The organism is Plantactinospora sp. A48 (assembly GCF_055793945.1).
Genome location: NZ_JBTIXF010000068.1, coordinates 13,967 through 34,361 on the forward strand (window position 1 = coordinate 13,967; position 20,395 = coordinate 34,361).

The window sequence follows — 20,395 nt, forward strand, 5'->3', positions numbered from 1 at the left end:
TCAGCCGCCTCCCATCCGGGTGCCGATCATCAGCGGGATCGCGGCGACCGCCGCGACGAGCACGATGACCAGATAGAGCATTCCGAAAGCGTTGGCCACCGGTCCGTTGACCCGCCGGCCCAGATAGCCCCGGTCGTTCGCCACCACCAGGATCGGCAGGTACGTCAGCGGCAGCGCGACCGCGCTGAACACCAGGGTGTACTCGGTGAGTTGGATCGGGTCGATCGTGGTCAGCAGCACGCCCACCCCGACCAGGATGCCGATCATCACCACCACGTGGAACCGCGCGGCCTCGTGCGGTCGGCGCAGCTTGCCCCACGACCAGCCGAAGTACTGCGCCACGGTGTAGCCGGTGGACAGCCCGGTCTCCATGGCCGCGCCGAAGGTGGCCGCGAAGAAGCCGAGGATCGCGGCGGCCAGCCCGAGCTTGCCCAGCGAGACCGCCACCGGCATGGCCACCTGGGAGAGCGCGTCGACCGAGGTGGACAGCGGGTGGAACAGGGTGGCCGAGGTGGCCATCAGCGCGAAGGCGAGCAGTCCGCCGAGCGGAAAGCCGAGGAACACGTTCACCCGGCTGGTGATCAGGTCCCTGGTGGTCCACCGCTCCTCCACGCCACCCGAGGAGAAGAAGAACACCTCGTACGGGGTGAGCGCCGAGGCGAACAGGGCCACCGCCAGGAACCAGTAGGTCCCCCAGTCCTCACCCTCGGTCGGCCCGGGGTGGCTGGCCTGCCGCCACAGCTCGCCGGCGTCCGGGCCGAGGTGCCACAGCGCGATCAGGAAGACCACCAGGGTCAGCCCGGTGATCCCGAACAGGTTCTCCAGCAGGCTGAACTTGACCCGCCACAGCGCGACCCAGAGCACCACCGCGACCACCGGCACCCAGAGCAGGTAGTTGACGCTGGTGGCCAGTTGCAGGGCCAGGCCGACACCGCCGATCTCGGCGCCCAGGGTGAGCACCGTGACCAGCAGCGAGCCGGCCAGGTTGGCCAGCGCCACCCGGGGCCCCAGCCGCTCGCGTACCAGATCGAAGACCGGCCGGCCGCTCACCACGGTGACCCGGCCGGCCATCTCGGCGTACACGCAGATGCCCACGATGCCCACCAGGAGCACCCACGCGTGCGCGAGGCCGAACCGGGCTCCGGCCTCGGCGTTCGCCACGATGTCGCCGATGTCGACGAAGCCGCCGATGGCGGTGAGGATGCCCAGGGCGATGGCGAAGAACCGCTTCATCCCGGCCTACCCGTGCGCCGTACGGAAGTCGTCGAGCCGGTCGGCCAACTCGGCCAGCCCGTCGACCGCGCGTCGCAGCGCCGCGTCGTCGGTGGCGCCCGCCGCGTCGCCGAGCAGGACGGTGGCGCTGGCCAGCAGCGGCACCAGGTCGTCCCGCAGCGCCCGGGCCCGCTCGTCCGGCGGCGGCTGCGCGGCGAACTTACGGTTCGCGCCGGCCAGCGCCTTCGCCGCGTCGTCGAAGGCGACCTGGGTGTACGTCGGGAAAGCCTGCCCGGCGAGTTCCTGGCGCGCGGCCAGCCAACCGGTACGCACGGCGTCGTGAGTGGCCTGGGCGACCTGCACGGCGCTCCGGTGGTAGTCGCCGTAGTCGGGCGGTCGGGACGCCTGGTACGCGAACCCCGCCCACATCAACGCCACCGCCGCGACAGCGGCCGTGATCCTTCCCCCTCGACGCATGCCGAGGGCTATACCCAGGCCGTCGCGTCCCGACGCATCGTCAGGGAGCGATCCCGGCGTGCCGCCCCCGACACGCCGGGTGCGATCACTCCCCGGAGCCGGGTTCGGCGAGCTTGCCGTGCAGTTTGGCCTTGATCGCGTCCGGGACCAGCCGGCCGCCGGCGACCTGGACCTTGTTCAGGAACGAGCCGGCGACGACCTTCTCCTCGCCCTTCATCATCGCCTCGAAGCCCTGCCGGGCCACCTCGGCCGGATCGTCCTTCTTCTTGGCCAGCCTAGTGTCCTCCAGGTCCGCCCGCTCGAAGAACTCTGTGTCGGTCGGGCCGGGCATCAGCGCGGTGACCGTGACGTCGGTGTCCTTCAGTTCCTCGCGCAGCGCCTCCGCGAAGGACTGCGTGAACGATTTCGAGGCGTTGTAGACCGCCTGGTACGCGCCCGGCATGGTGGCCGCGATCGAAGATGTGAACAGCACCCGCCCGGCGCCCCGGGACACCATGTCCGGCACCACCCGCTTGGCCAGGTGGACGGTGGACCGGCAGTTCAGGTCGACGATGGCCAGTTCGTCGCGCAGGTCGGTCTGCCGGGCGAAGTCGCCGTCCTGACCCACCCCGGCGTTCAGCGCGATCGCCTCGACCGGACGACCGGTGTCACGGATCTCCCGGTAGAGCCGCTCCACCCCGTCGTACGTGGTGAGGTCGGTCCGGACCGGTGTGACGCTCGCGGTACCGTCCCGGCGCAGGCTGTCCACCGCCGTGTCGAGTTCGGCGTCCTCCGCGGCGACCACCAGGTCGTAGCCGTGCTCGACGAACTGCTTCGCCAGCTCGTACCCGATGCCGCTGGACGCCCCGGTCACCACCGCGAGCGGCCGACCGGCCGAGGAGTTGTCCATTGGTGTCGCCCTCCGCTGCTCGAAACCCGGCGCGGACCTCGCGCCGGTCTCCTCGTCTCGTGCCCCGACATCGATGCGTTAATCACGGCCGACCGTGCGGATCGATGCGTTCGACGCGCAAATTCCGACATGCGTTCGACACGCCGGTGACCTGCCGACAGCGAGGCGTGACCTTCCGTAGCATTCCGCCATGGTGACGGCCGGGATGCGCGGGACCACGGCGGGGGACGACCAGACGGCGGCGGACGAACAGACCGCGGCGGACGACCAGACCGCGGCCGAGGAGCAGAGCGCGGCGGCGACCTCGGCGGAGGACGGCGCGCTACCGGAACTCGCCGACCGCGCCTGGCTGCACCACGCCACCGCGTTCGCCCACACCAGCTTCTGGGCGGTGGCCCGCCGGCTGCCCCAACTGGTCCGCGAGGCGATCGCGCTGGCCTGGACGACCAGCCGCCGGGACACCGTCGCGTCGATCGGGTTCAACGTCGCGGCCGGGGTGATGACCACGTTCGGCCTGCTGGCCACGAGCAGCGTGCTGCGACAGCTGTTCGCCGCAGGCCCCACTCCGGACCGGGTCCGGGCCGCCGCTCCGGCGCTCGGCGTCGCGGCGTTGGCGGTGACCATCCGAGGCGGGCTGGGCATCGCCGCCGGTTGGGCGCAGGCCCGACTCACCCCACAGATCAACTACGCGGTCGAGCAACGGATGTTCGGTGCCACCACGGCGGTCGACCTGGCCGCCTTCGACGACGCCGGGTTCGCCGAGGAGATGGACCGGGCCCGCAACCGCGGGATGAGCGAGGCGGCCTCGATCGTCGACCACACCGTCAACCTCAGCACCGGGCTGGCCGGTGTGGTGGCCACCGCGGCGGCGGTCGCGGTGATCCAGCCGGTGCTGCTGCCCTGCCTGCTGCTGGCGGCGCTGCCCGAGGCCGTGACCGCGGTCCGGATGGCCCGCCGGCAGTACCTCGCCCGGCTGAGCTGGATCACCATGCACCGCCGGATGTGGATGCTGGCCAACCTGATGGCCAACCGGCACACCGCCGCCGAGGTGCGGGCGTACCAGATGCGGGACTTCCTGCTCGGGGAGTACCGCCGGGTGATGGGCATCGGGCGACGCGCGCAGCTACGGCTGGTACGCGCGCAGACCTGGACCCGGATCGGCGGCGCCAGCGCCACCGGACTGGCCAGTCTCGCCGTGTACGTCGTCCTCGCGTCGCTGCTGCTGGACGGCGCTGTCGCGCTGGCCGCCGCCGCCACCGCGCTGCTGGCGTTGCAGACGGCCCGGTCCAGCCTGAGCACCACAGTGCACGCCACCAACTCGCTGTACGAGGACGCGCTCTACTACCAGGACTTCCTGGACTTCCTGGACCGGGCGCACCGCCGGACCAGCACGGGCGGTCAGCACCCGGTGACCGGCTTCGACACCATCGAGCTGGACCGGGTCAGCCTGCGCTATCCGGACACCGACCGGCCGGCGGTGGCGGAGGTGAGCCTGGAGCTGCGCCGGGGGCAGGTGATCGCGCTGGTCGGCGAGAACGGCTCGGGCAAGACCACGCTGGCCCGGCTCATCGCCGGGCTCTACCGGCCCACCGGCGGGACGATCCGTTGGGACGGGATCGATGCGGAGTCGATCGACCCGTACGCCCTCGCCGGTCAGGTGGCGGTGATGACCCAGGACTGGTGGAAGTTCCCGTTCACGGCCGGGCAGAACATCTCCGTCGGCCGGCACGACCGAGCCGGTCGGACCGGTCCGACCGTCGAGGAGGCGGCCCGGTCCGCCGCCGCGCACGACATGATCGAGAGCCTGCCGCACGGCTACCGGACGCTGCTGGACCGCGAGTTCAAGGACGGCCACGACCTCTCCGGCGGCCAGTGGCAGCGGTTGGTCGCGGCGCGCGGCATCTACCGGGAGGCCACGCTGCTGATCTGCGACGAGCCGTCGGCCGCGCTCGACGCCCGCGCCGAGCACGCGCTCTTCCAGCACCTGCGTCGGCGGCCCGACCGCACGGTCGTGCTGATCACCCACCGCCTGGCCAACGTCCGGCACGCCGACCAGATCTTCGTGCTGCGCGAGGGCGAGTTGGTCGAGCGGGGCAACCACGACGAGCTGATGGCCGCGGACGGGCTGTATCGGGAGCTGTTCGACCTCCAGGCCAGCGGATACCTCGAGCAGCCGATGCGGTGACCGTTCGCCGGCACCCCGTCCGGTGGCCCGGTGAGCGGTCCTCCCGTGGGTACTCCGGGGCATGCTTCGCGTACCGCTAAAGGCGTTGCCCGGCCGTGGAACCCCACCTACCGTGCGTCCGCACTTCCTCGTCTGAAAGGCACCGTCATGGGCTACACCCTGCTGGCCGGGACCCGGGCGCCGGTCCGGGTCTGGACCGACCCGTACGCCATCGAGGCCGAGGCCGCCCGGCAGCTCCGGAACATCGGCCAGCTCCGCTGGGTGGACGGCGTCGCGGTGATGCCGGACGTCCACTACGGCAAGGGCGCCACCGTGGGCTCGGTGATCGCGATGCGTTCGGCGATCTCCCCGGCCGCCGTGGGCGTGGACATCGGCTGCGGGATGTCCGCGGTGCGTACCTCGCTGACCGCCGCCGACCTGCCCGACGACCTCGGCCGGCTGCGTGGCGCGATCGAGGCGGCCATCCCGGTCGGCTTCACCGCGCACGACCGGCCGGTGGACCCGCGTCGGGTACGCGGGCTGGAGCAGTCCGGCTGGGGCGGCTTCTGGCGCGCCTTCGCCGACCTGACCGGGGTGGCCGCACTGGAGCACCGCGCGCAGCACCAACTCGGCACGCTCGGCGGGGGCAACCACTTCATCGAGGTGTGCCTGGAGCAGGGCGGCCCGGACGACGGGCGGGTCTGGCTGATGCTGCACTCGGGTTCCCGCAACATCGGCAAGGAACTGGCCGAACGGCACATGGCGGTGGCCCGTCGGCTGCCGCACAACGCCGACCTGCCGGACCGCGACCTGGCGGTGTTCCTGGCCGGTACGCCGGAGATGGCGGCCTACCGCCGGGATCTGGCGTGGGCCCAGGAGTACGCCCGGCGCAACCGGGCGGTGATGCTGGCGCTGCTCTGCGGAGTGCTCCGGGACCACCTGCCGCAGGTGCGGTACGACGAGCCGATCTCCTGCCACCACAACTACGTGGCCGAGGAGTCGTACGGCGGGGTGGACGTGCTGGTGACCCGCAAGGGCGCGATCCGGGCCGGCCGGGGTGAGCTGGGCATCATCCCCGGTTCGATGGGCACCGGTTCGTACATCGTGCGGGGGCTGGGTAACACCGACGCCTACTGCTCGGCCTCGCACGGCGCGGGCCGGCGGATGTCGCGGGGTCAGGCGAAGCGGACGTACAGCACGGCCGACCTCGCTGCCCAGACCAGCGGGGTGGAGTGCCGCAAGGACGCCGGGGTGGTAGACGAGATCCCGGCCGCGTACAAGGACATCGACCGGGTGATGACCGAGCAGCGCGACCTCGTCGAGGTGGTGGCGCGGCTGCGCCAGGTGGTCTGCGTGAAGGGGTGAACGCCGATCCGGCTCCCGTGGGCCGGATCGGCGTTTCTTCGAACATGTGTACGAATGACGAGGTAGGCTGGCCGACATGACCAACCTCGCGTACCAGCCTTCGATGCTCGACCTCGACGATGAGCGCGGAGCCCGGTTGGGCACGCTGGCCGGCCGGATCCGCCGGCACCAGTTGACCGACGGCGCCTGGGTCGACCACCTGCCCGGTTGGGTCCGCAGCTCGGACGCCGTGCTGCGGACCCTGCTCACCGACGTCCCGTGGCGGGCCGAGCGCCGCACCATGTACGACGCCGAGGTCGACGTGCCCCGGCTGCTGTGCTGGTACGACGGCCGTGAGCGGCTGCCGCACCCGGTGCTGACCGAGGCGCGCAACCGGCTCACCGAGCACTACCTGTTCGAGCTGGGCGAGCCGTTCGTCACCGCCGGGATGTGTCTCTACCGGACCGGCCGGGACAGCGTCGCCTGGCACGGCGACACCCGGGGCCGCTCGTCGTATCTGGACACCATGGTGGCGATCGTGTCGTTCGGCGAGCCACGGCCACTGCTGCTGCGGCCACGGGGCGGCGGGGAGAGCCGGCGGTTCCCGCTTGGCCACGGCGATCTGGTGGTGATGGGTGGCTCCTGCCAACGCACCTGGGAACACGCCATCCCCAAGACCACCCGCCCGGTCGGTCCCCGGGTCAGCGTGCAGTTCCGCCCGGTCGGGGTCGCCTGACCCGGCTCTCCCGACGACGATTCCCGCGGACCGCCCACGGCGTGGTCGGCCGAGGATGGCGACCTGACTCAGGGGTCCGGGATGCTCTCCCGGGGCAGACCGAGCCGGGCCGCGAGTTCGGCCGCGGCCGGCACCCCCAGTTCCCGATAAAGCTCGTACGCGCGCAGCAGCAGGTCCCGGGCCGAGGGGTCGCCGGCCCGTTCGGCCACCGAGGCGAGCGCCGTGAGGCTCCGGGCCTGGAGCGCGGGCACCTTCTCGTCGGTCCAGTACCGCAGCGATCGGCGGAGCCGGGCCGCCGCCTCGGGGTCGCCCCGCCGGGCGCCGATCTCACCCCGGCTCAACTCGGCCAGAGCCAGTCCCCAGCTGTGCCCATGGGCCCGGAACAGCTCGGCGGCCTCGTCCAGGGTCCGTTCGGCCTCGGCCAGCCGAACGGGATCCGTCGCCAGCGCCTCGCCCAGCGCCCGAAGACTCTGGGCGGCCCCGATCGGGTCGCCAAGCTCCTCGTACAGGGTCGCGGCCCGGTGGGCCGCCTCGGCCGACCCGGCCGGCCAGCCGTTGGTCATGAGTGCCCCCGCCAGCCCGCGCAGCGCGTACGCCTCGGCGAACCGGTCACCACTCAACCGAGCCGTGGCCAACGCCGGACGGATCACCGCGACGGCCGCCTCGGCCCCGCCCTGCTGGCGCAGCGTGAAGCCGAGGTTCGTCAGGCAGAGCGACTGGGCAGACGGCAGTCCGGCCTGGCCCAGTGCCTCCCCCGCCAGCCGCAACTCGGCCTCGGCCTCGACGAGCCGGCCGGTGATCGCGAGGACGAAACCGACGTACCGGCGGCCCAGGGCGGCCCCGGCGGAGTCGCCGAGTTCCTCGGCCAGGGCGATACCGTCGCGCAGCGTGGCCAGCGCCGCGTCCGGGTCGTCGACCTCGACCAGGCAGCTCCCGAGGCCGCGGAGCATCGCCGCCTCGCCCCGGCGGTCGCCGATCCGCCGGCAGGCGTCGAGCGCCACCTGGACCACCCTGCGCCAGTCGGAGTAGTAGGCCCGCAGACCGTAGAAGTCCACGGCGCAGCCGGCCAGGGCCCACGCCGGACCGGCCAACCCCGCGCGGGCGCAGGCCGACACGAGTACGGCGAGGGATTCCCGTTCGGCCTCGAACCACTGCACCGGGACCTGGACGGCGGCCTCCGCCACCCGGGCGTCGGTGACGGCTGCCGCCGCCGGCCGGGCGTCGATGACGGCTGCCGTACCGGCGAAATCATCGAGGTGCAGCCGCTGGCAGTGCAGGCGCTCCCGGACCACCCGGGACAGCCCCAGCCAGCTCTCCGCGGCCCGGCCCAAGGCGGCCCGCCACTCGGTGCGGTCGACGTCCGACTCCGAGCGCTCCCGGGCGTACAGCCGGGTCATCTCGTGGAACCGGAACCGCGGCTGACCGGCCGGGTCGGCGCCCACCGCGTCCAGCAACCGGGCGTCGAGCAGTTCCTCAAGGGCGGCGGCGCCCACCGCCGGCGGGGCGCCCAGCAACACGGCCACCGACCATTCCGGGAACGACGGCAGCCCCAGCTCGCCGAGCAGCAGGAAGGCCCGCGCCGCGGTGGGGGACAACGCCCGGTACGCCAGGTGCAGGCCCGGCCGCACGGCGAGGTCCCCGTGCCGCAGCTCGTCGAGTCGGCGACGCTCGTCGGCCAGTCGCTCGTTCAGGCCACTGATCGTCCAGTGTGGCCGAGCGGCCAGCCGGGCCGCGGCGATCCGTACCGCCAGCGGTAGCCCACCGCAGGCCCGGACCAGCTCGGCGGCGGCCGCCGGGTCGCCATCGGGACGCTCCTGGCCGGCGACCCGGCCCAGCAGCTCGACCGCGGCCGGCAGGGCCAGCGGCCTGAGGTCTATCGAGGTCACGCCGGGCAGGCCGGTCAGGGGCAGTCGACTGGTCACCAGCACGCCGCCGTCGGTGGCCGGCAGCAGGGGCTCCACCTGTCGGTAGCCGGCCGCGTCGTCGAGCACCAGGAGCAGGCGGCGATCCGCCACCCGGGCCCGGAACAGCGCCGCCCGGGCGTCCGTTCCGGCCGGGATGGCCGTTCCGTCCACGCCCAGCATCCGCAGCAGGTGAGCGAGCACCTCGGCCGGATCGGCCGGGTCGTCGGAGCCACCGCGCAGCGCCGCGTAGAGCTGACCGTCCGGGAATTGCCCGTCCAACAGATGTCCGATGTGGATCGCCAGGGCGGTCTTCCCGACGCCGGGCGGACCGGACAGCACCACCAGCCCGGGCGGTCCGCCCGAGCCGAACACGGCCCGGAGCCGGGCGATCTCCTCGGCCCGACCCACGAAGTCGGGCAGATCAGCGGGCAGCTGCCGCCAAGCCACCGCGGGCGCGGGGCGCTCAGCTTGCCCGGGTTGATCGACCGGGTCGGATCGGGCGGTGCGGTTGGCCCAGTAGAGTGTCCGGGCCGCATCGAGGAACTCCTCCCGATCCGATCCGGACAGTCCCAGCGCGGCGGCCAACTGTTCCACGGAACGCGGTCGCGGACTGCGACGCCGGCTCCGCTCCATGTCGGCGATCGACCGGGAACTGATCCCCGCTCGTTCCGCGAGGGCTTCCTGGGTGAGCTGTCGACGGAGCCGGTGACGCCGGAGCAAGAGCCCGAACAGGTCCCCCAAGCCGGACCTCCCCGTTATCAGTCCGCGATTTCACACGTTACATCCGGTGTAACGTCCGGTTCAATGACATGGCGCTTGTAACAGTCACGGGTTCCTATGGACTTCCGGCCGCAACACGCGGCCGGGAGAACGAGGAGGACGCCATGACTCGGACGATCACCGCGCTCGCCGACCGGCTGGTCGGCACCCTCGCGCCGCGGACCACCGCCAGCGCGACCTGCTACGAGATCTCCTGCTTCTGCAGCGGGGTTTACCTGTACAAGAAGCAGTGCTGCGACCTTAAGCCGTGCGGTCCCTGCAACATCGTCTACCGGGGCGGCTGCTGACCGCACAGAAGCCAACGGGGGCACGTCAGGGCCCGTCTGCCGAGCCCTCGCCCGTCCGTCCGGTGATCCGTACGGACGGCGGGCGAGCCGCCCGGCGGACGGGCCCTGACGTCGCCCCACCCTCCCCCACGCCTCAACCCTGGAGAATCGATGGCACTCCTCACCTCGGCCGTGGTCCTGGTTGGACTGCTCGGTCTCGTCAATCTGCTGTTCTGTCTCGGTGTGCTGCGCCGGCTGCGGGAGCACACCACCGAACTGGCCGCGCTGCGCGGCGGCAGCAACTCGGTGGCCGCGCCCGCCGGTACCCCGGTCGGCGAGTTCACCGCCACCAGTGTCGACGGCCGGCCGGTCACCCTCGGCGCGCTCGGCCACCGTCCACTGCTCGGGTTCTTCTCCCCGGGCTGTAGCGCCTGCAAGGAGCGGATGCCCGACTTCATCCAGTACGCCGCGAACCGCCCCGGCGGCCGGGACGAGGTGCTGGCCGTGGTCGCCGGGCCACCCGAGGACACCGCCGAGCTGATCGAGCACCTCCGGCCCGTCGCCACCGTCGTACGGGAATCGGACCAGGGTCCGATCCAGCAGGCGTTCGGGGTCTTCGGCTTCCCGGCCTTCGCCCTGGCGCAGGACGGCAGGATCCTCGCCTCGAACTTCGACCTGCGCCAGGTGACCAGCGAGGACGACGAGCCCGCGGTCGCGGCCGGCTGAGCGCGGGCCATGTCGGTACGTGCGGCCGGGCGGGCTCTGCGGCTCGCCCGGCAGGCCGCGGCGGCGCAGATCGCCGGGTACGCCGCCCTGGCGATCGTCGCGGGGCTCGCGCCCCCGGCCATGGGGTGGCTGACCAAGCTGATGATCGACCGGTTGGCGAGCGGGTCCGTCCGCTGGGCGCAGGTGGTCGCCCTGACCGCCGCACTCGCCGCCGTGGGGGTGGCCACCTCGATGGCCCCGCACGCCACCCGCTACCTGCGGGCCGAGACCGAGCGCCGGGTGCTGCTGCTCGCCACCGCCTCGCTCTACGCCGCGGTGGACCGGTTCGTCGGGCTACGCCGCTTCGAGGAGCCGAACTTCCTGGACCGGATCCAGATCGCCCGGTCGAGCGGTGTGCAGGGACCCGGGATGATGGTGGAGGGCGTCGTCACCTCCCTCCAGGCCGGACTGACCATCATCGCCTTCGCCGGCACCCTGGTCCTGCTCGGCCCGTGGGTGGCCGTGGCCGTACTGCTGGCCGCCGTGCCGGCGCTGCTGTCCGAACTCGCGCTGAGCCGCCGCCGGGCGACGATGATCGCCCAGACAGGCCAGGCGGAACGGCGGGAGTTCTTCTACGCCGGGCTGCTGACGGATCCGCAGGCGGCCAAGGAGATCCGGCTGTTCGGCACCGGCCCGTACCTCTGGCGCCGGATGGCCGACGAGATGCGGTCCATCCAGCGGGCCCGGCGCGGACTGGACCGCCGGGAGCTGGCCACCCAGGGCGGGCTCGCGCTGCTCGGTGCCACGGTGGCCGGTGGCCTGCTGCTGTGGGCGGTCCGGGCCGCCGTCGCCGGCACCCTCACCGTCGGTGATGTGGCGCTGGTGGTGACCGCGGTCGCCTCGATGCAGTCCGCCCTCGCCACCCTGGTCGGCGGGACCGTGGGCGTACACCAGGCACTGCTGCTGTTCGCGCACCACCAGGCCGTCACCGACGCCGAGCCGGACCTGCCGGTCAGTCCGGACCCCCGGCCGGTGGCGCCGCTGCGGATCGGCATCGAACTGCGGGACGTCTGGTTCCGGTACGCCGACGACCAGCCGTGGGTGCTGCGCGGCGTGAACCTGGTGCTGCCGGCCGGCCTCTCGACCGCTGTGGTGGGTCTGAACGGTGCCGGCAAGACCACCATGATCAAGCTGCTCTGCCGCTTCTACGACCCGACCCGGGGAAGCATCCGGTGGGACGGCGTCGACCTGCGTAACCTCGACCCCGTAGCGCTCCGCCGCCGGGTACGCGCGGTGTTCCAGGACGCCATCGCGTACGACCTCACGGCGCGGGAGAACATCGCCCTCGGTGACCTGACCGCCCTGACCGAGGCCGGCCGGGTCGAGGCCGCGGCCCGGCACGCCGGCATCCACGACATCCTGGCCGCCCTCCCGCGCGGCTACGACACCCTGCTCACCCGGATCTTCTTCTCCGAGGCCGACCGCGAGGATCCGGACACCGGGGTGGTGCTCTCCGGCGGCCAGTGGCAGCGGTTGTCGATCGCCCGTGGTCTCGTCCTGGAGCGGCCCGACCTGCTCATCCTCGATGAGCCGAGCGCGGCTCTGGACGCCGAGGCCGAACACGAGGTGCACAGCCGGCTCCGCGAGCACCGCAGCGGGCTGACCGGGCTGCTGGTGTCGCACCGGCTCGGCGTCGTACGTGAGGCGGACCTGATCGTCGTGCTCTCCGACGGCGTGATCGTGGAGAGCGGCAGCCACGAGCAACTGGTCCGCACCGGCGGGCCGTACGCGCGACTGTTCGAACTCCAGGCGGCCGGCTACCGGGCCGCGATCTGAGGAGGTTGTCCGGTGATCCTGCTGCTCGTCTGCGGCACGGCCCTGACGGCGGCCGTCGCCGGCCTGCTGCTGGCCAACCGCCGAGGCTTCGTCATGGTTGCGGTCGACGGGCTGAGCATGGCGCCGGCTCTGCGCCACAACCAGCGCATCCTCGTCCGGCGGGTGCCGTCGACCGCGTTGTGTCGGGGCGACGTCGTGGTCGTCCGGGAGTCGCTGCCGTGCCGTCCCACCGGCCGGACCGGCCGCGATCTCCCGCGCAACCTCGGGACGCCGCGTCCTCGGTACATCGTGAAGCGGGTCGCCGCACTGCCCGGCGACCCGGCGCCGGCCTTCCTCCCGGCCTGGTCCCGCCACCATTCGGGGACGGTCGGTCCGGGCGAACTCGTGCTGCTAGGCGACAACTCCGCGGTCAGTACCGACTCTCGGCAGTTCGGCACGGTGCGGACCGAGCAGGTGCTCGGCGTCGCCCGGCGGCGGATCGACGGCCGCCGGATCCCGCCGGTCCGGTGAACCGGAACCGCTGGCGCCTGGAGTCAACCCGGTCAGCGCCAGCCGGACCCCGAGGTAGGCAAAGGGCAGCAGCAGGAGCAGATCCGCCAGGTGCGCGACCGTCGCCTCGCGCGGGATGCGGCTGAGCGGGAAGGCCAGGGCGCCCAGGCACACCAGCGCCCCCGCCCAGAGCGGCACGGCCCGGATCCGGGCCAACGCGATGCCCAGCACGAACAGGCTGATCGGGAACAGTGGCCCGGCGATCCAGAACACGATCCGGGCCTGCCACGGGTGCTGGTTGAGCAGGTCCACCGCTTGCTGGTGGGAGACGCCGAACAACTCCTCGTGCATGCCCTGCACCGCGAACGAGACGCCGGACAGCGCCCCGTACAGGGCGACCGGCAACCCGACCGCCGCGTACCGGGGGAGCCGGTTCTCCACGGACCGGAACACACCGATCAGCCCGAGCAGCCAGGCGGCGGTGGACAGCACGATCAGGGTGGCGGCGTCGACCCCCTGGCGGCCGTCCTGCCAGTAGAAGGTGGCCGCCGCCTGCAGGACGGGCCCCAGCACGAGGCACACCCCGGCGGTGACCCTGGTCGGGTTGTTCATCATGGTTGTCCCCTTCTCGGCCCAACGGACCGGATCCGGCCGCCGTGCGCGACCGGTTCCGACGCTAGGCAGCCGGGCCTGCCGGTCCGTCCTCCCGACGCGGTGGTTCCGGTACCTGGTCTGGGGTGGACCGGCTACCGCGGGTGCGGCAGGACGGCGAGACCACAGCGGTAGGCGAAGACCACCAACTGGGCCCGGTCCCGGGCACCCAGCTTCGTCATCGACCGGTTGGCGTGGGTCTTCGCCGTGGCCGGGCTCATGGTCAACCGGTGCGCCACCTCACGGTCGGAGAGCCCTTCCGCGATCAACGCCACCACCTGGCGTTCCCGGGCGGTCAGCGCGGCCACCCGCCCCGGATCCACCGGCGGACCACCGGGGCGGCCGACGAACGCGGCGATCAGCCGGGTGGTGATCCGGGGCGCCAGCAGCGCGTCACCGGTGGCCACCGTCCGGACGGCCTGCCGCAGCGCCTCCGGTTCGAGGTCCTTGAGCAGGAAGCCACTGGCTCCGGCGTGCAGCGCCGCGAAGACGTACTCGTCGAGTTCAAAGGTGGTCAGCATGATCACCCGTAGGCCCGGCAGCCGGGCGTCGCCGAGGAGCCGCCGGGTGGCGGTCAGGCCGTCGGTGCCGGGCATCCGGACATCCATCAGCACGATGTCCGGGCGGTGCGCCCGGGCCAGCGCGATCGCCTCGTCGCCGTCGCCGGCCACGGCGACCACCTCGATGTCCTCGGCCCGGTCCAGCAGCACCCGGAAACCAGCCCGGACCAGGGTCTGGTCGTCCGCGACCAGGACCCGGATGGTCACGACGTGACCTCGGTGGGCAACCAGGCGTGTACCCGGAAGCCGGGGCCGGCCGGCAGCGGACCGGCGGTCAGCGATCCGCCGAGGCTGGCCGCCCGCTCGGCCATCCCACGCAGCCCGAAGCCCGGCAGCGCAGCACCGGCCGGATCCTCCATCGGCGACACCGGGTCCGGGCCGCCGGCCGGCGGACCCTCGTCGATGACCGTCAGCTCGATCCCGCCGGCCGCGTACGTCAGCACGATGTCCACGCCACCCGCGTCGGAGTGCCGCAACACGTTCGTCAGCGACTCCTGCGCGATCCGGTAGGCGACGGCCTGCACGGCCCGGGGCACGACCCGCCGGTCGCCCCGGTACGCGAGGTGCACGGCCCGTCCGGCCGCCCGGGCCCGATCGGCGAGAACGGGCAGGCCGTCCAGGCCGGGGGCCGGCGGCTCGACGGCGGGCGGAGCTCCGACGGCGGATGGGGTCTCGACGGCGGGTGGGGTCTCGACGGCGGGTGGAGTTCCGTCCCGGAGCAGCCCGACGGCGGCACGCAGTTCGACCATTGCCTCCCGGGTGGCGCGGCGCACCTCGTGCAGCGCACCGCGCGCCTGCTCCGGGGCGTCGTCGAACACCTCGGCCGCGACCTGGGCCTGGACGCCGATCACCGCGATGGTGTGCGCTGTGACATCGTGCAGTTCCTGGGCGATCCGGACCCGCTCGTCGGTCAGCCGCCGGGCCGCCGCGCGATCCCGCTGGCCCACCAGCAGCGCGGCCCGGGCCCGGGCCTCGGCCAGCCAGGCCCGCCGGCTGCGCACCGAGTCGCCCAGCAGCAGCGCCGCGACGAACACCACCGTCGATCCGTCGAGGTCGGCGTCGAGCAGGACCGTCCCAGCCGACCCGGTCCGGGCCAGCGCGTCGGACCCGACCAGCACCGCGGCGAGCAACAGACCTGCCGTACGCCGTGGAGCGACGCCGACCGAGTAGAGCGCCACCCAGATCGGCGCGGCCGGCGCTCCACCCGGGTACTGCCGGCTGTGATAAGCGATCCACAGCACCGTGACGACCGCGAGGACGGCCGCCGGGTGGCGACGACGGGCGAGCAGCGGGAGCGCCATCGCCAGCCCGATTCCGTACCCGGCGGCGTCGACCCGATGGCCGGTCGGTCCCGAACCCGCCCGAATCCGGTACGCGGTGACCGCTGCCGCGCCCGCGACCAGCGCCGCGTCGACGGCCAGCGCCGGAATCGTGGTGCCGGGTCGGCCTGGCAGCGCGATCCTCACCCAGCCACCGTAACGAGGGAACGAGCCAGCGACGTACCGCGAATGCGGTATTGCGCGGGCGTCACCCCGGCCGCCGGGGCCCGTGCGCCACCGCCGGTTGGCGTACGGTGGCCGCATGGTGTCGCCGCTCGTCGTTCCGTACCATTTGGACGAACACCTACCGGAACTCGACCTGATCCTGCCGCCGGGTGCCGATGCCGAGCTGGTCCCCGCCGAGGTGGCCTCCGCCGAACTGGGCGACGGCAGACTGGGCGACGGCGAACTGGGCGACGGCGGACTGGGCGACGGCGATCCGTGGGACCGGATGGCCCGGTTGCACGAACGGGTGGCCGGCCGGGTGGCGCAGATCGCCGGCGCGGGGGACGTGCCCACGGTGCTTTCCGGGGACTGCATGGTGGTGCTGGGGGTGGTGGCCGGACTCCAGCGCGCCGGCGTGGACCCGGCGATCGTCTGGTTCGACGCCCACGGTGACCTCCAGACGCTGGAGACCAGCGCGTCCGGCTACCTGGGTGGGATCCCGCTGCGGATCCTCACCGGCTACCGGCCGGAACTGAGCGCCGACCGGCTGGGGCTGCGTCCGCTGCCGGAGGACCGGGTGCTGCTGGTCGATGCCCGCGATCTGGATCCGCTCGAGGAGGAGTTCCTGGCCACTTCCCGGATCCGCCGGGCCACGGTGCCCGGACTGGACGCGGCGGCGCTGCCACCCGGTCCGCTGGTGCTGCATCTCGACACCGACGTGATCGATCCGGCCGAGCTACCGGAGCCGCGCTATCCGGCCGCCGCCGGGCCCCCGGCCGCGGAGGTTCTCACGGCGGTCCGGCGCGTCCTCGACACCGGCCGGGTCGTGGCGTACGACGTGGGTTGCACCTGGAAGCCCGGCCGAGAGCTACCGAGCGGCACCCGCGCCCGACTGCTCTCCACCCTGCTGCCACCGCTCTGAGCGGCGTTCGGCCAGCCAGTTGGCCCGGCCGCGCCGCCCGCTCACCCGACCCGGCGCCGCTCGCTCAGTCCACCCGGCCGCGCCACTCGCTCAGCCGACGCGGGCCGGTCGCCAGCGCTGCGGCGTCGGGACCGGGACCGTCGGTTCGGACAGCAGGTCCGCCGCCAGGTCGCCGGCCGGGACCGGCCGGGAGGCCAGCGCCGTCGCCTTGGCGGCCTCAGCGCGCAGGCTGCGCGCCGCCTCGGCGGCCCGCTCGGCCTCCTGCCACGCCGCCCGCTCCCGCTCGCTGGCCGCCCGGTGCGCGGCCAGTCGATCGTTACGGATCACCGTGAGCAGATAACGCTCCTGATCGACGGGGTGCAGTCGTGGGTCCCAGCCGTCGCGATGCGCCAGCGCGTCGGTGAGCCGGCGCACCGCCAGGTCACCCCGCCAGTGTGCGGCGATCGCCGCCCGGTGCAGGTACCGCTCGCGGTCGGCGTACTCCGCGGGGGTCTGCGGGGTGTGTGGCGCCGGCAGCGCCGCCGCCGCGGCGACCCGGCTCAGCGCCTCGTCCGCGGCCAGGTAGGCCCGCCAGGCAGCCTCGGCCTCGTCCTCGGCGCCCGACCAGAGTTCCCGGGCCTGCCGGGCGGTGGCGGCCGCCCGGTCGGCCGCGACGCTCACCTCGTCGGCGTAGCGCAGCAGATCCCGTTCCGTCTCGGCGGCCGGGGTCAGATCCTCGGATACGGCGGCGCGGGCCGACCGGCCCGGCTGGGCGATCAGGGCCAGCATCGCGGCCAGACCGAGCACGAGCAGCACGATCCAGATGACCGCCGCACGCGGCACATCGGGCAGGACAAGGGAGATGACTGTTTCCATCGGGACACCTCGGCGGGGAAGAACGCGAACGGGCGGACGGGCGCACGGCAGCGGCGTTCAGGGTCCGGACCGGGTCACGGCGAGCGGCGGGGTGTTCGCGCCGGAACTCGCGACAGGAGACGGTCGGAAACGCCTCAGCGGGCCGGCGGGGCCCGTTCGCCGGTCGAGCCGGGTACGACCGCTCCGGCCGGCGACCAGGCCGACTCCGCGGGAATCCGGGCGGTCCGGTCGACGACCTGCTCCGCCACCGGATGTGGCTGCTCCACCGCGTCGACGGCCGGCCGGTCGAGGCTCAACTCGCGAGCCGCGCCGTCGGCGACCGTCACGACGCCGGGCCGTACGCTCCGGGCCGTCGGGGCCGAAAGGTCCATGCCCGGTACGCCGGCGGAGCCGACGCCGAGCGCGAGCGCCAGCACGGTGAAGGCCGTCCAGGCCAGGGTGGCGACCGACCGCACGAGCCACCGCATGCCCCACCATCCGGGGGTGATCGCGGCAGCCATGGCAGCAAACCTACCGGACCGGGCGGCTGGCCGCATCCGGAGTGACCCGCCTCATGGCGTTGCATCCACAGTAGAGAGACAACCGCGATTCCCGCCAGCGGTCGGGGATCAGCGGTGGTTCAAGCCCCGCTCCGACCCGCCGCCCCGGCGTTCGAATCCGGCACCGTGTCCACGGGATGAGCCGGCGACGGCACCATGATCGGCGGATGCGCGCCCGGTTGCCGCGCGCCCGGTTGCCGCGCGGTCGGTTGCCGCGCGGCCGGTTGCCGCATGGCCGGTTGCTGCGCGCCCGGTTGCTGCGCGGTCGGGCGGCGGGGCAGCCGGGACAGCCAGGCCAGCAGACCAGCTCCGATGGCGACCACCGCGCAGCCCGTCCAGAGCAGGTCCGGGCCGGCCGAGTACGCCAGCGCACCCAACGGTGGGGCCAGGATGGTGCCGCTGGTCGCCGCCCCCGTGTAGAGACCCTGGTACCGACCGACCAGGTGATCGGGGGCGGCGTCGAGCACGTACGCGGTGGCGGTCGTCTTGTAGAGGATCTCCCCAACGGTGATGACCACCATCGCGGTCACCACCATGACGGTGGCCGCGCCCCGGACGAGCAGCCCGAAGCCCACCCCCACCAGGCAGTAGCCGGCGCCCACGATGCCGATCGCGTTCAGCCGGCGCAGGGCGAGGGCGGCCGGTAGTTCCAGACAGAGAATCAGACCGGACCCGAGCGCGATCAGGGATGCGTAGAGCCCTACCGGGTGGCCGTTGTCACGCAGGTAGACCGGCAACGTCGCGTACAGCTGGCGGTAGACCAGGTCCACCAGCACAATCGCCGGGAACAGCAGCAGCAGACCACGGTCCGCCCGCAGCGTCGACCAAAGTCCAGCTCGACCGGCCTCCGCTCGACCGGTCCCTGCTCGACCGGTCCCTGCTCGACCGGTCCCTGCTCGACCGGTCCCTGCTCGACCGGTTTCGACTCGCCCGGTCCCGGCTCGACCGGACCGCGTTTTCTCCCCCGGCTCCGAGGGCAGGTCGGCCGCCGGTCGGGCGCTGACGGCCGGGTCCGGGGGCAGCAGCCGGGCCGTGGCCAGCCGAACCACCAGGGTCACCACGCCGTCCACGACGAACAGCCAGGTGAAGCCGTACGCCGAGAGCGCCGCGCCGATCGGTGGCCCGAGCACGCAGCCCGCGTTGAAGGCGGTCCGGCCGATCGCCACGGACCGACGCCGGTCGCCGGCCGGTACGGCGAGTGCGGCGAGCGCACCCTGAGACACGCCCGTGGTCGCCGACGAGTAACCGAGCGCCGGCAGCGCCACGATCAGCAGCGGCGTCGGCAACCACGGGATCAGCAGGGTGAGCACTCCGACAACGGTCGAACCGACCAGCATGACCTGGCGATGCCCGTACCGGTCGCCGAAGCCACCGCCGGTGAGGTTACCGAGCAGCAACCCCGCGCCCAGACTCCCGGCGAGCACACCCGCCGGACCGAGCGGAATACCGCGCGGCCCGGTCAGGTAGAGAAACAGGAAGAAGAACAGGAACGAGCCGGTCGCGTTGACGAACCGTCCGACCGCGAGGACCCACACCACCCGGGGAACGTCCCGCATCCCGCACCGCCCAGTCAGTCTCCGATCGGAACTCACTATAGGCGGTTTCGGGTCCGGCACCTCGACCCCGCACTTCTCCCTCGACGACCCGCTCCCGGCCGGTACCTGCGAGGCGAGGGCAGCCCATTCAGCCTCCGTGGTGTCGGGCGGCCTCGGTGGTGTCGGGCGGCCTCGGTGGTGTCGGGCGGACAGTGAGGTTGCCGCCGCAACCGACGTCACCGCGCTCGCCGTCACCAACGCTGGCCGCTCGGATGTCCGGGGCTGGGCTGCCCCTCCGGCGGTGCGACAGGCGAGACAGGCAGGGCGAGCAGCGCATGACGCAGGAACCCCGCGCGTGTCCGGCACCGAGCGGTCGTTCGTGCCGGCCACCCATCCCCGGCTGGCCGAGGGCGAGGTGCCGCGCAGCGGATCGACCGCCTGAACCCCTTATTTCCAGGCTTTCAGTCGCGTGGGTGGTAATGGTTCCGTCTTGGTCTGCGGTCGGGGTCGATCCAGGCGGGTGGGATGAACTCCGGATGCCCGTCCGCCGCGAGTCGCACTCGCCACTGCCCACGGTGGATGACCCGATGGTGGTACGCACACAACAGGACCGCGTTGTCCAGAGCCGTTTCCCCGCCGTCTGTCCAATGCCGAATATGGTGCCCGGCGCACCAACGCGGCGGACGATCACAACTCGGGAAGCCGCAACCCCGGTCCCGCAACACGAGGGCCCGCCGCAGTGATCCGGTGAACAGCCGCCGCTGCCGACCCACATCGAGCACCTGACCACGACCACCCAGCACAGCCGGCAGAATCGCCGCGTCACAGGCCAACCGCCGCACCGCCTCGGGCGACAACCGCAGCCCACTGTCCAACGAACCCGCGCCGAGCGCACTGGCAGCACCAACACCAGTTCGTCGTACCGCGGGGCCGTGGGGGCCTGTCAAGTTAACGGCTGATCATGGTTGTTGAGGTGGTCAGTGGTTGGCTGGGGTGAGCCGGCCTTCGAAGGCGATCTGGAAGGCGTTCAGGGGTGCCTTCCAGCGC

The 20,395-nt window shown here is 72.9% G+C and carries 18 protein-coding genes and 1 pseudogene; 8 read left to right on the forward strand and 11 right to left on the reverse strand.

Features of this window, described 5'->3' with window-relative positions; genetic code table 11:
- The 3 genes from ACXN5W_RS25655 to ACXN5W_RS25665 form a co-directional block, all read right to left on the reverse strand.
- Positions 1–1,233, reverse strand: coding sequence for an NRAMP family divalent metal transporter (locus ACXN5W_RS25655; protein ID WP_473160941.1), 1,233 nt, complete (start codon positions 1,231–1,233; stop codon positions 1–3).
- Positions 1,234–1,239: 6 nt separating this feature from the next.
- Complete coding sequence (locus tag ACXN5W_RS25660) at positions 1,240–1,689, reverse strand: hypothetical protein (RefSeq protein ID WP_473160942.1); 450 nt, start codon at positions 1,687–1,689, stop codon at positions 1,240–1,242.
- An 85-nt stretch (positions 1,690–1,774) separates the two neighbouring features.
- Positions 1,775–2,578 (reverse strand): SDR family NAD(P)-dependent oxidoreductase, encoded by an 804-nt coding sequence (locus ACXN5W_RS25665; RefSeq protein ID WP_473160943.1) that lies wholly within the window; start codon positions 2,576–2,578, stop codon positions 1,775–1,777.
- Between the two features lie 190 nt (positions 2,579–2,768).
- On the opposite strand from ACXN5W_RS25665, the gene ACXN5W_RS25670 reads away from it, so the two are divergent.
- From ACXN5W_RS25670 to ACXN5W_RS25680, 3 genes are all read left to right on the forward strand, one after another.
- Positions 2,769–4,763: an ABC transporter ATP-binding protein gene (locus tag ACXN5W_RS25670; RefSeq protein ID WP_473160944.1), complete on the forward strand. Its 1,995-nt coding sequence runs from the start codon at positions 2,769–2,771 to the stop codon at positions 4,761–4,763.
- Positions 4,764–4,910: 147 nt separating this feature from the next.
- Positions 4,911–6,107: an RtcB family protein gene (locus tag ACXN5W_RS25675; RefSeq protein WP_473160945.1), complete on the forward strand. Its 1,197-nt coding sequence runs from the start codon at positions 4,911–4,913 to the stop codon at positions 6,105–6,107.
- Positions 6,108–6,183: 76 nt separating this feature from the next.
- Entirely contained in the window at positions 6,184–6,822 is a 639-nt protein-coding gene (locus ACXN5W_RS25680) for an alpha-ketoglutarate-dependent dioxygenase AlkB (protein ID WP_473160946.1), read from the forward strand.
- 68 nt (positions 6,823–6,890) lie between these two features.
- On the opposite strand, the gene ACXN5W_RS25685 is transcribed toward ACXN5W_RS25680, so the two are convergent.
- Complete coding sequence (locus ACXN5W_RS25685; protein WP_473160947.1) at positions 6,891–9,467, reverse strand: ATP-binding protein; 2,577 nt, start codon at positions 9,465–9,467, stop codon at positions 6,891–6,893.
- Between the two features lie 143 nt (positions 9,468–9,610).
- On the opposite strand from ACXN5W_RS25685, the gene ACXN5W_RS25690 reads away from it, so the two are divergent.
- The 4 genes from ACXN5W_RS25690 (at position 9,611) to ACXN5W_RS25705 (ending at position 12,823) form a co-directional block, all read left to right on the forward strand.
- Positions 9,611–9,793 carry a hypothetical protein gene (locus ACXN5W_RS25690; RefSeq protein ID WP_473160948.1) on the forward strand — a complete coding sequence of 61 codons (183 nt, stop codon included), beginning with the start codon at positions 9,611–9,613 and terminating at the stop codon, positions 9,791–9,793.
- A gap of 150 nt (positions 9,794–9,943) precedes the next feature.
- Complete coding sequence (locus tag ACXN5W_RS25695) at positions 9,944–10,498, forward strand: TlpA disulfide reductase family protein (protein WP_473160949.1); 555 nt, start codon at positions 9,944–9,946, stop codon at positions 10,496–10,498.
- Positions 10,499–10,507: 9 nt separating this feature from the next.
- Positions 10,508–12,313, forward strand: a complete 1,806-nt coding sequence (locus ACXN5W_RS25700) for an ABC transporter ATP-binding protein (RefSeq protein ID WP_473160950.1) — start codon at positions 10,508–10,510, stop codon at positions 12,311–12,313.
- Between the two features lie 12 nt (positions 12,314–12,325).
- Positions 12,326–12,823, forward strand: a complete 498-nt coding sequence (locus ACXN5W_RS25705; protein WP_473160951.1) for a S26 family signal peptidase — start codon at positions 12,326–12,328, stop codon at positions 12,821–12,823.
- Here ACXN5W_RS25705 and ACXN5W_RS25710 read toward each other — a convergent pair.
- From ACXN5W_RS25710 to ACXN5W_RS25720, 3 genes are all read right to left on the reverse strand, one after another.
- A complete protein-coding gene (locus ACXN5W_RS25710; protein ID WP_473160952.1) occupies positions 12,704–13,417 on the reverse strand; it encodes a hypothetical protein in 714 nt (237 codons plus the stop codon). The genes ACXN5W_RS25705 and ACXN5W_RS25710 overlap by 120 nt on opposite strands.
- A gap of 131 nt (positions 13,418–13,548) precedes the next feature.
- On the reverse strand, positions 13,549–14,220 hold the full coding sequence (locus ACXN5W_RS25715; protein ID WP_473160953.1) for a response regulator: 672 nt from the start codon (positions 14,218–14,220) through the stop codon (positions 13,549–13,551).
- On the reverse strand, positions 14,217–15,479 hold the full coding sequence (locus tag ACXN5W_RS25720; RefSeq protein ID WP_473160954.1) for a sensor histidine kinase: 1,263 nt from the start codon (positions 15,477–15,479) through the stop codon (positions 14,217–14,219). Before ACXN5W_RS25720 ends, ACXN5W_RS25715 begins: the two co-directional genes overlap by 4 nt.
- 115 nt (positions 15,480–15,594) lie before the next feature.
- Between ACXN5W_RS25720 and ACXN5W_RS25725 the strand changes: the two genes are divergently transcribed.
- Positions 15,595–16,419, forward strand: a complete 825-nt coding sequence (locus ACXN5W_RS25725) for an arginase family protein (protein WP_473160955.1) — start codon at positions 15,595–15,597, stop codon at positions 16,417–16,419.
- Positions 16,420–16,509: 90 nt separating this feature from the next.
- Here the strand turns inward: ACXN5W_RS25725 and ACXN5W_RS25730 are convergent, their stop codons facing one another.
- The 4 genes and pseudogenes from ACXN5W_RS25730 to ACXN5W_RS25745 all read right to left on the reverse strand — a co-directional run.
- The gene (locus tag ACXN5W_RS25730) at positions 16,510–17,274 is read right to left on the reverse strand and encodes a hypothetical protein (protein WP_473160956.1); all 765 of its coding nucleotides are present in this window, start codon (positions 17,272–17,274) and stop codon (positions 16,510–16,512) included.
- A gap of 134 nt (positions 17,275–17,408) precedes the next feature.
- A complete protein-coding gene (locus ACXN5W_RS25735; protein WP_473160957.1) occupies positions 17,409–17,774 on the reverse strand; it encodes a hypothetical protein in 366 nt (121 codons plus the stop codon).
- Between the two features lie 119 nt (positions 17,775–17,893).
- On the reverse strand, positions 17,894–19,369 hold the full coding sequence (locus tag ACXN5W_RS25740) for an MFS transporter (protein WP_473160958.1): 1,476 nt from the start codon (positions 19,367–19,369) through the stop codon (positions 17,894–17,896).
- Between the two features lie 440 nt (positions 19,370–19,809).
- A pseudogene (locus ACXN5W_RS25745) lies at positions 19,810–20,238 on the reverse strand (HNH endonuclease signature motif containing protein); the annotation flags it as partial.
- Positions 20,239–20,395: the final 157 nt, after the last annotated feature.

Bases quoted from the DNA above. Each gene is read 5' to 3' on its own strand.
- ACXN5W_RS25655 (WP_473160941.1), bottom strand. From the start codon at position 1,233: ATGAAGCGGTTCTTCGCCATCGCCCTGGGCATCCTCACCGCCATCGGC.
- ACXN5W_RS25660 (WP_473160942.1), bottom strand. From the start codon at position 1,689: ATGCGTCGAGGGGGAAGGATCACGGCCGCTGTCGCGGCGGTGGCGTTG.
- ACXN5W_RS25665 (WP_473160943.1), bottom strand. From the start codon at position 2,578: ATGGACAACTCCTCGGCCGGTCGGCCGCTCGCGGTGGTGACCGGGGCG.
- ACXN5W_RS25670 (WP_473160944.1), top strand. From the start codon at position 2,769: ATGGTGACGGCCGGGATGCGCGGGACCACGGCGGGGGACGACCAGACG.
- ACXN5W_RS25675 (WP_473160945.1), top strand. From the start codon at position 4,911: ATGGGCTACACCCTGCTGGCCGGGACCCGGGCGCCGGTCCGGGTCTGG.
- ACXN5W_RS25680 (WP_473160946.1), top strand. From the start codon at position 6,184: ATGACCAACCTCGCGTACCAGCCTTCGATGCTCGACCTCGACGATGAG.
- ACXN5W_RS25690 (WP_473160948.1), top strand. From the start codon at position 9,611: ATGACTCGGACGATCACCGCGCTCGCCGACCGGCTGGTCGGCACCCTC.
- ACXN5W_RS25695 (WP_473160949.1), top strand. From the start codon at position 9,944: ATGGCACTCCTCACCTCGGCCGTGGTCCTGGTTGGACTGCTCGGTCTC.
- ACXN5W_RS25700 (WP_473160950.1), top strand. From the start codon at position 10,508: ATGTCGGTACGTGCGGCCGGGCGGGCTCTGCGGCTCGCCCGGCAGGCC.
- ACXN5W_RS25710 (WP_473160952.1), bottom strand. From the start codon at position 13,417: ATGATGAACAACCCGACCAGGGTCACCGCCGGGGTGTGCCTCGTGCTG.
- ACXN5W_RS25725 (WP_473160955.1), top strand. From the start codon at position 15,595: ATGGTGTCGCCGCTCGTCGTTCCGTACCATTTGGACGAACACCTACCG.
- ACXN5W_RS25730 (WP_473160956.1), bottom strand. From the start codon at position 17,274: ATGGAAACAGTCATCTCCCTTGTCCTGCCCGATGTGCCGCGTGCGGCG.
- ACXN5W_RS25735 (WP_473160957.1), bottom strand. From the start codon at position 17,774: ATGGCTGCCGCGATCACCCCCGGATGGTGGGGCATGCGGTGGCTCGTG.
- ACXN5W_RS25740 (WP_473160958.1), bottom strand. From the start codon at position 19,369: ATGCGGGACGTTCCCCGGGTGGTGTGGGTCCTCGCGGTCGGACGGTTC.